The organism is Echinicola soli (assembly GCF_006575665.1).
In the GTDB taxonomy this organism is placed as follows: Bacteria; Bacteroidota; Bacteroidia; order Cytophagales; family Cyclobacteriaceae; genus Echinicola; species Echinicola soli.
In genome coordinates this window covers 2,449,690-2,462,942 of record NZ_CP041253.1, presented here as the reverse complement: position 1 = coordinate 2,462,942, position 13,253 = coordinate 2,449,690, and the positions used below count along the sequence as shown (strand labels likewise).

The 13,253-nt window shown below is 44.0% G+C and carries 10 protein-coding genes; 5 read left to right on the top strand and 5 right to left on the bottom strand.

Annotated elements, in window-relative coordinates; genetic code table 11:
• The first annotated feature begins 570 nt into the window (after positions 1–570).
• Positions 571–1,017: a hypothetical protein gene (locus FKX85_RS09935; protein WP_141614580.1), complete on the top strand. Its 447-nt coding sequence runs from the start codon at positions 571–573 to the stop codon at positions 1,015–1,017.
• A gap of 119 nt (positions 1,018–1,136) precedes the next feature.
• Here the strand turns inward: FKX85_RS09935 and FKX85_RS09930 are convergent, their stop codons facing one another.
• Genes FKX85_RS09930 through tsaD form a run of 4 tightly spaced genes read right to left on the bottom strand, consistent with a single transcriptional unit; the run spans position 1,137 to position 3,941 of the window.
• The gene (locus tag FKX85_RS09930; RefSeq protein WP_141614579.1) at positions 1,137–1,652 is read right to left on the bottom strand and encodes an HNH endonuclease; all 516 of its coding nucleotides are present in this window, start codon (positions 1,650–1,652) and stop codon (positions 1,137–1,139) included.
• Positions 1,653–1,654: 2 nt separating this feature from the next.
• On the bottom strand, positions 1,655–2,464 hold the full coding sequence (locus tag FKX85_RS09925; RefSeq protein ID WP_141614578.1) for a C40 family peptidase: 810 nt from the start codon (positions 2,462–2,464) through the stop codon (positions 1,655–1,657).
• Positions 2,430–2,894, bottom strand: a complete 465-nt coding sequence (gene smpB, locus FKX85_RS09920; protein WP_141614577.1) for an SsrA-binding protein SmpB — start codon at positions 2,892–2,894, stop codon at positions 2,430–2,432. The genes FKX85_RS09925 and smpB overlap by 35 nt, the downstream gene beginning before the upstream one ends.
• Before the next feature lie 39 nt (positions 2,895–2,933).
• Positions 2,934–3,941: a tRNA (adenosine(37)-N6)-threonylcarbamoyltransferase complex transferase subunit TsaD gene (gene tsaD / locus FKX85_RS09915; RefSeq protein WP_141614576.1), complete on the bottom strand. Its 1,008-nt coding sequence runs from the start codon at positions 3,939–3,941 to the stop codon at positions 2,934–2,936.
• A gap of 6 nt (positions 3,942–3,947) precedes the next feature.
• On the opposite strand from tsaD, the gene FKX85_RS09910 reads away from it, so the two are divergent.
• The 4 genes from FKX85_RS09910 to FKX85_RS09895 all read left to right on the top strand — a co-directional run bounded on the left by FKX85_RS09910 (position 3,948) and on the right by FKX85_RS09895 (position 11,813).
• Positions 3,948–8,639, top strand: coding sequence for a translocation/assembly module TamB domain-containing protein (locus FKX85_RS09910; protein WP_141614575.1), 4,692 nt, complete (start codon positions 3,948–3,950; stop codon positions 8,637–8,639).
• A 79-nt stretch (positions 8,640–8,718) separates the two neighbouring features.
• Entirely contained in the window at positions 8,719–10,014 is a 1,296-nt protein-coding gene (locus FKX85_RS09905; RefSeq protein WP_141614574.1) for a cryptochrome/photolyase family protein, read from the top strand.
• Positions 10,011–10,967: a Smr/MutS family protein gene (locus FKX85_RS09900; protein ID WP_141614573.1), complete on the top strand. Its 957-nt coding sequence runs from the start codon at positions 10,011–10,013 to the stop codon at positions 10,965–10,967. Before FKX85_RS09905 ends, FKX85_RS09900 begins: the two co-directional genes overlap by 4 nt.
• Positions 10,968–10,973: 6 nt before the next feature.
• Entirely contained in the window at positions 10,974–11,813 is an 840-nt protein-coding gene (locus FKX85_RS09895; protein WP_141614572.1) for a hypothetical protein, read from the top strand.
• A 4-nt stretch (positions 11,814–11,817) separates the two neighbouring features.
• Here FKX85_RS09895 and FKX85_RS09890 read toward each other — a convergent pair whose 3' ends face one another.
• Positions 11,818–12,963, bottom strand: coding sequence for a trans-sulfuration enzyme family protein (locus FKX85_RS09890; protein WP_141614571.1), 1,146 nt, complete (start codon positions 12,961–12,963; stop codon positions 11,818–11,820).
• Positions 12,964–13,253 lie beyond the last annotated feature (290 nt).

Here is a 13,253-nt window from a genome sequence, read left to right as displayed (position 1 = left end):
AATTTGATTTTAAACAAAGCCACCAAAGCGGGATTATAACAGTTTCGATTGACTCAACAAGTGAGTTCGGTATTTATAATAGAGGACGGTACATAAGAAGCACCGTTAACATAGACCGCTCCAGTGATAATGTAACATCCCTTAGTGACTCCCGTGCACCTTTGTTCAAAAAGGAACGATTATTTCTAGAATTATTAGTGGAAGGCAAGGCAAACTTGCTGTATTATCAGGACAGCAATATCAGAAGGTATTTCTACAGTATTGAGAATGATTCCATAAAGCAACTTATCTATAAAAAATACAGGATTTACGACCTTAAATCAAAAATAGACAACGGAAATAAAATTGGTACCAATAATAGGTACAGGCAACAGCTATGGAGTGATTTAAAATACGCTAAAATTACTTTATAGATTATAACAACTGGAACGATGATTTAAGAAATATTTACCAAGAAAGCCGGCATTCAGGTGATTTTCACCTAAGCATACGGCCTCGTATAAATTTAGCCAACCTTAAGACCGAAAGTTCTTCTGCAATCAAGCGTTTTAGTATTAAAACCATATATCTGTGGCAATCGGCCTAGAGCTAGAATACATATTGCCCGGTAATAAAAGAAAATGGTCACTCTTCATAGAACCAACATACCGCCAATTTAATGACCAAATAACCGTAGAAAGCCCGATCATTTCAGGCGGCGTCCTAACCAGCGCGATTGATTATAAATCAATCGAAATCCCTACGGGCGTACGCTATTATCTATTTATCGACGAAAAGTCCAAGTTGTACGTCAATGCAGCTTTGGTAATGGATTTAGGTTTTGATTCCTCAATCACATCTACGCGTCAAGATGGCAGTACAATTGAAACTTACAATTATGAACTATCGACAATCAATTTTACTGGTGGAATAGGGTATAAATACAATAACAGAATAAATATAGAAGCCCGGCACCTAATGAAAAGGGGCTTCTATTCGAACTTAATACCAACTCATACTACAGTTCCTTTTCCCTAATTTTCGGCTATTCTGTTTTCTGAAATAAGAGGAAATTCAGCGCTATTGATCCAATAGCTCTTTGAGGCTTATAGCATTGGCTACGAGCCTCAACCAAATAGTTTTCTAAAACCAAAAAATCAACCTGCCTCCACCGCCCTGGAGCTAAGGAAAGGAATCCACTCCTCAGCATTTCTTTCTGCGTAATCTGCTAAAAAATAAGCCAACGTGGGCTTAAACGGCTTCTTTCGCATTAACATCCCCACTTCCTCAGGAGTTTTATCCCCCTTTTGGACGTTGCATCGGTGGCATGCGGTGATCAAGTTGGCCCAACTGCTTTTGCCGCCTTTTGAACGTGGAATGACATGATCTACCGTCAGGTGTTTGGGTGATCCACAGTATTGGCACTCGTTATCATCCCTCTTAAAGAGATTGCTTCTGGTCAGCAGCACTCCACGGTAAGGGACATTTCTGTACTCGTCCAGTCGTACAACAGCAGGATATTTAAATTCCCTGTCAATCGTACGAATGCTCAGCAAAGGATAATCCGCCAATACGCTCACTTTTTCCAAGAGCGTGAGTATCATCGCTTTTTGAACATTGACCACGGCAATGGGCGTGTGATCCAGGTTAAGCACAAGTACCTTTTTTTCCATTTCTATAATACACTCCTGATATCCAAAACCCTATATAAAGGTGAATTGTTTCTTACCATTACAGAGCCATCGAGTTTGATTTTATCTACCCTAACCAGCCCCCACACATGAATCACCTGATTTTCACCCACATATATTCCTGCATGATGCGGAATATCTTTGTTATTTCCAAATATTACAATATCTCCAAGTTGGATTTTCTTTTCATCTACACTTTTTCCGGATTCCATTAGCTTCGAAATGAACTTTGGAGCTTTATAACCAGACATTTTATAGGCCAACTGAATAAAACTCCCTGCCCCAATACCAAAAAAGCCCCTTCCGCCGGACAGAAAGGGCACATGCATAAATAACTTGGCCATGGAAGTGAGCTCCTCGCGGGTAGCCTTATCCTTGACATGGCGAGTATTTCCTTTAAACTCCAGCACCCCTCCCATGTCAAAAAGCTCAATTGATCCAATGTGAAGATGGCTGCCTGCTAAAATATAGATCTGCTCTCCCTGGTATTTCACGGTAGATACTGGAGAGGTGACTACCTGATAATCTTCGTGGTTATAAAAATAAAAATCCTCTTCACTGATGCTATGGTGCTGCGCCCTGAACATCCACCCAGTCGACAATCCCTCGGTGGTCTTCACCTTGAGCCATTTTTCATCGCCAGTTATCCCCAGCACTTCATAGGTTTCGCCGAATAGCAATTGAGTGATCAGGCCCGTACCCCGTGTAGGTTCCAGGTATATGCTCACCAAGCTCATCCTGCAGATTCCAAACTGATGTTCAATAGGCCATTCGGTCAAGTTCTCGTTTTGCATCTTTCCTTTTTATATCCTGACGTTTGTCATGAAGTTTTTTACCTCTACCAAGGGCAATCTCCACCTTTGCCAACCCCCTGTCATTGATAAATATACGAACAGGAATCACAGAAAGCCCCTTTTCGGTCAATTTACTTTCTAATTTATCAAGCTCTTTTCGATTTAACAACAGTTTACGTTCCCTCACGGCATCATGGTTAAAGTGGGCCGCTTGGGTATAGGGTGAAATGTGCATTTGTTTGATGAACAACTCTCCCCTTTTGAAATAACAATAAGCTTCTTTCAGAGACACTTTCCCCTCGCGAATAGACTTGATCTCTGTTCCTTTAAGGGAAATCCCCGCTACATATTTATCCAAAAACTCGTATTCAAAACTTGCCTTACGGTTTTTGATATTGACGATCTTACTGAATCTATTTTCTTTTTTCATGTAATCTTACAATTTTACAACCTTACAATCTCTCCAATCTTACAACTTCATCTTGGCGATAGGACTAACGTCCAAACCACAAAATTCGCCTTTCAGGTATCTATAATGTGCAGCCATCGCGATCATAGCGGCATTATCCGTGCAATACTCAAACTTGGGCACATAAACCTTCCACCCCAACTCTCCGGCAAGGTTATTCAGCTCGGCCCTTAGTCCGGAATTGGCTGAAACACCTCCGGCGATGGCAATTTCCTTTACCTTATGCTCCCTGGCCGCTCTTTTTAGCTTTTGCATCAGCATTTTGATCAGGGTAAACTGCACAGAAGCACAGATATCGGCCATATTCCTGGTAATAAAATCCGCATCCTCCTTCAGCCGGTCCCGGAGGAAATACAACACCGCAGTTTTTATGCCACTAAAAGAATAATTCAGTCCTGGCATTTCCGAAAGTGGAAACTCATATGCTTGTGGGTTTCCTTCCTTCGCATATTTATCCACCAATGGCCCACCGGGATAAGGTAGCCCCAGAAGCTTAGCTGTCTTGTCAAAAGCCTCTCCTACCGCGTCATCCAGCGTTTCGCCGATCACTTCCATTTCCAAGTAATCCTTCACCAAAACCAGCTGGGTATGCCCTCCACTCACGGTCAGGCAAATAAAAGGAAACGAGGGCTTGGGCTCATCAATAAAATGTGCCAAAATATGCGCCTGCATATGGTTTACATCGATCAACGGAATCCCCAGCGAATAGGCGAAGGACTTTGCAAAAGACACACCGACCATCAGTGACCCCATCAATCCAGGGCCTCGCGTAAAAGCCACAGCAGATAGATCTTCCCGTGCTATGCCAGCAGTGGAAATTGCTTCATGGATGACTGGAATGAGGTGCTGCTGATGGGCCCTGGATGCCAACTCAGGCACTACCCCTCCATATTTTTCATGTACAGATTGCGTGGCGACAATATTATTAAGTATTTTGCCATTAGATATAATGGAGGCGGAGGTCTCATCGCAAGAGGACTCTATAGCAAGTATATTAATATTCTTCATAATCCTTTGGAAAAGAAATCGAAAGTTACGGAATTTTTGCAGAAAGCATGGGGGGGAGCATCACGCATCTTATCGGTTCCCTATGTTTTCTTCAATTTATTCTTAAAGAAAACCATCAGAAGGATACTAAAAGTTCTCGTTTACCTGTTGGTCTTATTTTTGCTAATCGCAGGTTCCTTACACATTCCTTTCATTCAAACCATCGCTTCACAGTTTCTGGCAAGCCAGCTCAGCAAGCGAACCGGATTTGAAACTACCATCCAGAATGTCCATGTCCGTTGGTGGGATGCCCTCAGCCTAAAAGGATTGACAGTGAGAGATCCGCAAGATAGTCTCATGGCCAACTTGGAAAGTGTGTACGTGGATTTTTCTCCCTCCACCATCCTCGACCCAAACCAGCCAGGCATCGATGAAATCCAGCTGGAGAGTGGACAGCTCAGGTTTTTGACCCATGAAGGAAAACAGTTGCCCAATATTTCTCATTTCATCAATGAACTCAACAGTATTTTCGCTCCCAAGAAAAAGAAAACAGACGAAAGTACCAGCCAATTTTCTATCAGCAGAATGTCCTTCGAAAAAGTTTCTCTGGACATTATTGATTACAGAAAGGAGCCCATCGAAAATGGCTTTGACTATACACGACTCCGCTTCCGAAACCTCGTAGGTGGAGCCAGGAATTTCCTGTCAAAAGAGGGGAAAATCTCTCTTGAAATCAGGTACCTGAGGGGATTGGAGGTCAACTCTGGTGTGGAAATCCAGCAGCTTCTGACCCAGTTTTCCTATTCTAAAACGGCCATGGAGTTTGAGGACCTCTTTTTCAAATCCAATGAGACGGTGATCAAGAATTACCTGAAATTCAGCTACGACAGTGTCGGCTCCTTGAGTGATTTCAATAACCAGGTGACCATCGATGCCAGCTTGGATGAAGCTGTGCTGGACATCAAAGACCTAAAATACTTCACAGACAAAATCCCTAACTTTGACGACCGAATCTACCTGAGTGGTGATGTATCCGGAAAAGTCAGCAATCTGCATTCCGAAGAGCTTTTGATCAGGTTTGGCAGGAGAAGTGCCTTGTTTGGCCAGTTCCACATTGACGGACTCCCAAAAATCGACAGCACCTTTTTCCAGCTTTCACTGGTCAATTCCATGCTTACCAGCGAAGACCTATCCCCCTATCTGGACGGAAAGACCAGGCAGGAAATCGCCAAATTTAAGGACATTCACTTTGATACGGATTTTTCGGGATACCTTTCTCGATTTAGGACCACAGGTGAGTTCAGAACAGCCATAGGCAATATATCCGGCAGACTGGATTACCTGTTAGAAAAAGAGCAACCCAGATATTATGGGCAGCTTTCTGTCGAAGCACTTGATCTGGGCATCTTATTGAACGATCAAAAAACCTATCAAAAAGTATCGCTGAGCGGTAACATTCGTGGAAATGGCACGAAACTGGAGTCCATACTCGTAAACCTCGATGCCCGTGTAAACAACATAGGCATAAATCAATACAATTACAAAGGCATCACGACCAACGCTACCTTTGGTAAAGACTTGTTCCGAGGTCGATTGACCATCAATGATCCTAACCTAAAGATGAAGGTCCAAGGAACACTGGACCTAAGAAATGCCAAAGATTCCGCAAGGCTTAACATGAAAGTAGACACTGCCTTTCTCGATCAACTGAACCTTACACAAGAAGAGTATTTCGTCAGTGGTGGGGTGGATCTGGACACCAAAGGCACCGATCTGGACAAATTGGAAGGAATCGCCAGATTCAAGGACCTGCTGATAAGCCACCAAGGCAGGAATTTCACCATTGACAATTTCTTTTTCCAATCGGTTTTTGCCGATGAAACCAGAATGATTTCCCTCAATTCAGACCTTCTGGTGGCCAATATATCGGGGAATTTCCATGCAAAGGAAGTTGTTGGTGACATTCAGCATTTACTTAGCGACTATTCCGATATCCTGACCAATTCGGAACTGGACCAATCCAGCGGCCGCATCGATGACCTCAATCAATACAATATTGACATCAACATGAGCTTGCACGATATTAACCCCATCTTGCAGCTCTTCGAGCCCTCCCTTTACATCTCCAAAAACACCTCTGTGGAAGGAGCCTTTTACCAGACCGCCGAAAACACCATCTTTAACTTCTATGCTGGCATTGACACCATCCAATATGACAACAAGCTCTTTCTCCAAAATGACCTGGACTTTAACACGGCAAAAATCAAGAATTCGCGGGAAGTATTGGCGGCATGTTATATAAACTCCAAAGAACAGCAGCTGACGCCGGACATTGTGTTCAACAACCTCAGCATGGAAGCCATCTGGGATGAATCAGCTATTGACTTCAATCTGGGCATAGACCAATTGAACACCAATAGCTATGCACAAATTAAAAGTCAAATAGAGCTGTCAAAGGACCAAACTTCCATCGTCTTTGCCCCTTCAGACATCAAGATATTGGATAATTATTGGGAGTTTGACCCTGAAAACTCCATCATCATTTCCCAAGACCGGATCGATGTGGACAATTTAAAACTCTCCAACAATGGGCAGTTTCTCGCACTCAATGGCCGTATCAATGAAAATCCGGACGAAATCCTGAGTTTTGAGATTAACGATGTAAACCTTGACTTCATCAATACTTTTGCGACCAGAACGTACAGTGGTACGGCCAATGGGATCTTTGCCTTTAACAATTTCATGCAGCGGACAGGGGCATATGGAAGCCTGGTACTGGACAGCCTGTCCGTCAATAACTTCTTGATAGGAAACGTAGAAGCGGCCACCTACTTTGAGAACGACAAAATAAACCTCAGCCTGACCAATACACGGGAAGCACAAAAAAACATTGAAGTCACAGGCTTCATCAACACCCAAAATGATCAATTGTCCCTTAAAGGGGATTTCAGCGAAACCAAGCTTGACATCTTGGAACCCTTTCTTTCGGATTACCTGACGGAATTTAGCGGAACAGCCTCTGGGGACATCGATGTGTCAGGAACGGTGGCCCAGCCCATCGTACAAGGCGTCGGCACCCTTGTCGGCGGCACCGTGCGCGTCAACTATCTTAACACGCGCTACACCGTAGATGGCAACATCACCTTCACACCAAATGAGATAAGCTTTAAAGGCCTCAATATCGCAGATCCCCAAGGCAACACTGCACGGATGACGGGAGGTATTGCCCACGATGGCTTCAGTGATTTCATCCTGGACATCTCGTCCAGTTTAAATAACTTCCAAGTGCTGAACACTTCCCTGGAGGACAATAGTCTCTTTTATGGAACCGCTTTTGCCAGCGGCACTTTGGATATTTTTGGTGCAGCACAAAACCTGGACATCACCGCGAGGGCCACCACGCAGCCTAAAACGGAAATTTTCATCCCCTTGGGCTCCACTGAAAACCAAGCCCAAGAAGAGTTTATCAATATCATCAACGTCCGCGACACCACTCGGCAAATCAACATCGAGGAAACGGTAGAGAAGCTGGAAATCAAAAATGTCCGAATGAATTTTGTACTGGATGTCACCCCTGATGCGTACACTGAAATCCAGATTGACCCAAGAACGGGCGAAAACATCCAAGGACGGGGACGCGGAAACCTCACGCTGAACATTGACACGCAAGGCAATTTCAACATGACAGGAAATTATGAAATCGTCGATGCAAAATACAATTTCTCCCTATACAACATTATCAACCGCCAATTTAACATCAAACCGGGCGGAAGGATCTCGTGGTTTGGCGATCCATATGGGGGAATTATGGACATTACAGCTACTTATAAGGAAAATGTCTCGCTCACCAGTTTACAAAACAGCCAAACTTCTTCAGAGTTTGAGGACGCACAGCTGTACAGAAGGTATCCTGTTCAGGTCATCATGGACTTGGACGGACCACTAATGTCACCAGAAATCAACTTTGACTTTGACTTTTCCGAATTCCCGGATGGTGAAGCACAGACAACCATATCAGCATTTAAAAATCGTATCGCCAATGATGAGCAGGAAAAAAACCGTCAGGTATTTTCCCTTATCATGCTGCGAAGGTTCTCTCCGGAGGGCCAGTTTAACAGTGCGGGGATCGGCTTCTCCAATCTCAGCCAGCTGGTATCTTCCCAGCTCAATGCCCTGATTTCGCAAGTAGACCAAAACCTGGAAATCAATATCGACTTGGCATCGCTGGATGAAACGGCCCTGGAGACCTTTCAGCTAAGTGTGGCCTATACCTTTTTGGACGGTAGATTACGGGTCAGCAGGGACGGTAGCTTCACCGATCCCCAAGGAAATGCCGACCTGGGAAGTATCGCCGGTGACTGGCAGGCTGAATACCTCTTGACAGATGACGGCCGTTACCGCATACGCATTTACAACAGAAACAATTTCAACACTTTCACTTCCCTGCAACTTGCCGACCGGGTCAACACGTATGGTGTATCCCTATCCCAAACACTCCTCTTCAGTTCATTCAAGGAGCTATTCCAGAACCTGGGCAAAAAGAAGAAAAAGGAACGGCTGCTTATAAACGATTCGGATGATTTCCTACGGGACACTTATCAGGAAGAGAACAAACTACCCGATCCGGAAATGCCCAACACTCCTTCCGACTCCCTGAAAATAAACATCATCGAAACTAAACCAGAGGAGCAAAGCACCGAAAAAGGACCAAACAATTAAGGGGTTATATAGGTTATAAACAGGAAAATAGAACTTACCATATCCTTATAACCTTTGGATGCTTAAACCTTTAAGATCAATGAAAAAAATTACCCTTTTTTGGATGCGGAGAGACCTGCGTTTGGACGACAACACGGGGCTGTTTTATGCCTGTCAGAATGAGGAGAATGTTTTACCACTATTTATTTTTGATACGGACATCCTAGAAGAATTGGAGGACAAAAAAGATGGCCGCGTAGCATTTATTCACCACCAACTTCAGAAACTACAGGAAGAACTAAAAGCCCAGGGTTCGTCGCTGTTGATAAAAACAGGCAAGCCAATGGCCATTTTTGAACAGCTTGTCGAGGAGTATCCCATCACCGCTGTCTATACCAACAGGGATTATGAACCCTATGCCATCTCAAGGGACAAAGAAGTCGATAAATTTCTCCATGAGCGGAAAATCGACTTTTTGGACTTCAAGGACCAGATCATTTACGAAAAGAATGAAATCCTTAATGAAAGCGGGGATTTCTATAAAGTTTACACCCCTTATAAAAATGCATGGTTAAAAAAATTCAAAGCAAATGCCCCCGCACTTCTTGAACCAAACCTCAAACAATTACACCAAACCGCCCCCTTCGATTTCCCAACACTCAGGGAGCTGGGCTTCATCGAAACGGACATCGCAATTCCTCCATTGGAAATCAACAAACCAATCATCAGAAATTATGATGAAACGCGGGATTTTCCTGCGCAGGACAAAACTTCACATCTTGGCATCCATCTACGTTTTGGCACCATCAGTGTCAGGAAACTTGCCCTTGAAGCCGATAAGCTAAATGAAACATACTTGAGCGAATTGATCTGGCGGGAGTTTTTTATGATGATCCTTTTCCATAACCCACATGTCGTTACCGAATCCTTTAAGAAAAAATACGACAATATTCCCTGGCGCAACGATGAGGAAGAATTCGAGAAATGGTGCGAAGGAAATACGGGCTATCCCATCGTAGATGCAGGTATGCGTGAGCTAAACGCCACCGGACACATGCACAACAGGGTAAGAATGATTACGGCAAGTTTTTTAACAAAGCATCTTTTAATTGACTGGCGTTGGGGAGAAGCGTATTTTGCAAAAAAATTGCTGGACTATGAACTGGCGTCCAACAATGGCAACTGGCAATGGGCCGCAGGAACAGGCACCGATGCCCAGCCGTACTTTAGGATATTTAACCCGGCATCCCAAGTAAAGAAATTTGACAAAGACCTCAATTACATCAAAAAATGGGTCAAGGAATTTGGCACTGACCAATATCCAGCCCCCATGGTAGATCACAAAAAAGCTCGTGAAAGGGCACTTGAAACGTATAAATCAGCATTGGACAAATGAACATCGGAGATAAAGTGCGGCTGCTGCACGGAAATGAAGAAGGTACGATTACCAAAATATCCGGAAGCGGAAGGATTGAAATCGAAATAGAGGATGGATTTAAAATCCCGGCCATGAAAAACGAGGTGGTCGTAATCCATCAAACCGAAAAAGAGTATTTTGGTAAAGAGAAAAGCGGCGCTCCTTCCAAGGCAGAATCGCTTGCGACTGTCAAAAGCCATCAACCTCAAACAGGGCTGTTCATCAGCTATGTCCCGTTAAATGACAAAGACCTCAGCGTCCATCTGATCAATAATACGGACAAAGATTACCTTTTCATGGCTTCTGAAGTGTTTGGCGATAACTCCAGGACATTGGCATCGGGAAACTTCTCAGCCAAGACCAGCCAAAAAATTGATGAAAAAGCCATTCCACAGTTTGAAAAATGGCCAGAACTCTTTTTTCGCTTTATTCCCATTAACCACAAAGCGGAAAAGACAATGCCGGCTTTTGAAAAAAAGGTAAAATTTAAAGCCTCCTCTTTTTTCAAGAGCCAACAGAACGCACCAGTTACGGGCAAGAAAAGTTACCTTTTCCCGCTGGACCACCAGACCAAATCACTGGACATCAACCAACTCAACCAAGAACTGAACAACGCTAGTGCACAACCCGTTGAAAAACAATTCAAACGACCTGACAAGGAGATTGACCTACATATCGAAAAGCTGGCAGATGACCATGAATTCATGAGCAACAGCGAGATGCTGCGGCTACAGATGGAGACTTTTGAGAAGAACTTAAACTATGCCATCGCCTCGGGAATGGACGAAATTTCCTTTATCCATGGGATTGGCAATGGTGTTTTGCGAAAAGAAATCCACAAATACCTCAGTCAATTGGGAAATATTAAGTACTTTCAAGATACCCAAAAGAACCGCTTTGGATATGGGGCTACCCTTGTTCGTATAAACTAAACGCCTATGCAGGTTCAAAACGTCTCTCCTGTTTTCCAGTCATTTGACCAACAATATACGTTGGCTAAGCGGCTGTTCACCGATTTGACCAAGCTCTTTAAGTCCAAAAAGGCTGTAGAGCTGGAAGAAAAGTTAATCTTTCTCGAGATCTATATTGAGTTAATAAGCAGGATTCACTTTAATGAAGAAAAGCTAAAATTCACCCTCTTCGCTCCCTATAAGACTCTTTTCAAGAGCCTTAAGAAAGTATTGCACATCAAATTGGTGATACAGGCATTAGAAGAAGAAACAGTCACCTCTGGGATTCATTTTACCAGCTACAAGAAGAAGTTATTGAAGGACAGGGATCTCATCTATGCAGATGCATACGATGAGATCTTCGCCACCCCTACCAAAATATGGGAAGAACTTTACAAACAGGCTTTTGACCACAGCAAGCAGCTCAGGCCTCTTCAAATCAATACCGCAACCACACAGCTGATCAATGAGGAACTGGCTTTTTTTAAATTTGACAGCGAAAAGCAGCTAGAAGCAAAAGAAATCAAAGACATCTATGAAGGTTTACAATTAATCATCAGCTTGGAAAACATCCGTATGGTATCTGGCTTAAACGCCACCTTTACGGACCTCATTCATACGTATATGAATGACCTGAGCCAGTTACTGTACAAGTGGTACCAAAACCATCTCTTTCTGCAGCACCTCACCTTTAGCCTTTCGGAAGCAGAAGATATCCCCTCTAAAAAATACCAGACACTCCTTAAAAAACTAAAGAGCAACAAAAAAAAGCTGACTGCCAAAGCAGTCAGCCAATGTCAACATCTCTTTTCCGATATCTTGGGATAGGAAATTAAATCAAATCCAATGCAGCCGCGAGGTCATTTTTAAGATCCTCAGCATCCTCCACACCAACACTCAAACGAATCAGGGAATCTGTCAATCCCACTTTTTCCCTCTCTGCCTTGGGAATACTCGCATGGGTCATGGATGCAGGATGGCCACAAAGAGACTCCACGCCTCCCAAAGATTCCGCAAGGGAAAAATAGTGCAGGTTTTCCAATACCTTCATCGCATCTTCTTGCCTATCTCCGACAATGGAAAAACTGATCATCCCCCCAAAATCCCGCATTTGACCGGCGGCGATGAGATGATTAGGGTGATCCTCAAAGCCTGGCCAATATACCTTATCTACTTTGGGATGATGCCTGAGGTAACCGGCGATAGTCTTACCATTTTGGCAGTGCCGCTCCATCCGAAGGTGCAGCGTCTTAATGCCTCTCAGCACCAAAAAACAATCCTGGGGACCAGGTGTGGCGCCGCAGGAATTCTGTATAAAGGCTAGGTCTTCCGCCAAACGGTCGTCATTGACGACCAGGGCTCCCATCACCACATCGGAGTGGCCCGCCAAGTACTTCGTCACAGAATGCATCACCAAATCAGCTCCCAGTTCCAATGGATTTTGCAGGTAAGGTGTCGCAAAAGTATTGTCTACTCCCAGCACCAGATCATGCTTTTCAGCGATATTGGACAAGGCTTTGATATCGATGATGTTCATCATCGGATTGGTTGGGGTTTCAGCCCAGATCAATCGTGTTTTGTCATTGATGTATTTCTCGATGGAGGATGGGTCGTCCATGGACACAAAGTGAAACTTAATGCCATACTTGGCAAAGACTTTTGTAAATATCCGATACGTGCCGCCATAGAGATCGTTGGTACTGATCACTTCATCTCCAGGGCTGAGCAATTTGATGACCGCATCTATCGCTCCCATTCCTGAAGAAAAGCAGAGCCCATGCTTGCCGTTTTCCAGCGCAGCAATGCTCTTTTGGAGGGCATCACGGGTGGGATTATGGGTTCTCGAGTATTCAAATCCTTTATGCTGCCCAGGGGACTTTTGCACGTAAGTGGATGTTTGAAAAATAGGGGTCATGATCGCTCCGGTGGTAGGGTCTGGTTCTACTCCGGCATGAATGACTTTGGTTCCGAATTTCATATTGTTATCGTTTATTTCTTCTTTGGCTCATGAACGTAAACCAAAGAAAATAAATTTCCTCTTATCCAGACCAATAAAACCTGAAAAATACTTAAGCGAACCCGACTTTGTAAGATTCAGGTTAATTACGAGACGCTCTCATCGCGGCTAGATGACATACAAGCTGCGACCTACCCTGGGATTTGTCTCCAACAATCCATCCTGAAAGGGCTCGTGCCAAAGGCATTCCACAATGCTCCAAGTTCAGGAGATTGGAGTTGGGCACTCGCCACGGCGAGTTTGTCGGACAA

Bases quoted from the DNA above. Each gene is read 5' to 3' on its own strand.
- FKX85_RS09905 (WP_141614574.1), top strand. From the start codon at position 8,719: ATGAAAAAAATTACCCTTTTTTGGATGCGGAGAGACCTGCGTTTGGAC.
- FKX85_RS09925 (WP_141614578.1), bottom strand. From the start codon at position 2,464: ATGCAAAACGAGAACTTGACCGAATGGCCTATTGAACATCAGTTTGGA.
- FKX85_RS09930 (WP_141614579.1), bottom strand. From the start codon at position 1,652: ATGGAAAAAAAGGTACTTGTGCTTAACCTGGATCACACGCCCATTGCC.
- smpB (WP_141614577.1), bottom strand. From the start codon at position 2,894: ATGAAAAAAGAAAATAGATTCAGTAAGATCGTCAATATCAAAAACCGT.
- tsaD (WP_141614576.1), bottom strand. From the start codon at position 3,941: ATGAAGAATATTAATATACTTGCTATAGAGTCCTCTTGCGATGAGACC.
- FKX85_RS09890 (WP_141614571.1), bottom strand. From the start codon at position 12,963: ATGAAATTCGGAACCAAAGTCATTCATGCCGGAGTAGAACCAGACCCT.
- FKX85_RS09895 (WP_141614572.1), top strand. From the start codon at position 10,974: ATGCAGGTTCAAAACGTCTCTCCTGTTTTCCAGTCATTTGACCAACAA.
- FKX85_RS09900 (WP_141614573.1), top strand. From the start codon at position 10,011: ATGAACATCGGAGATAAAGTGCGGCTGCTGCACGGAAATGAAGAAGGT.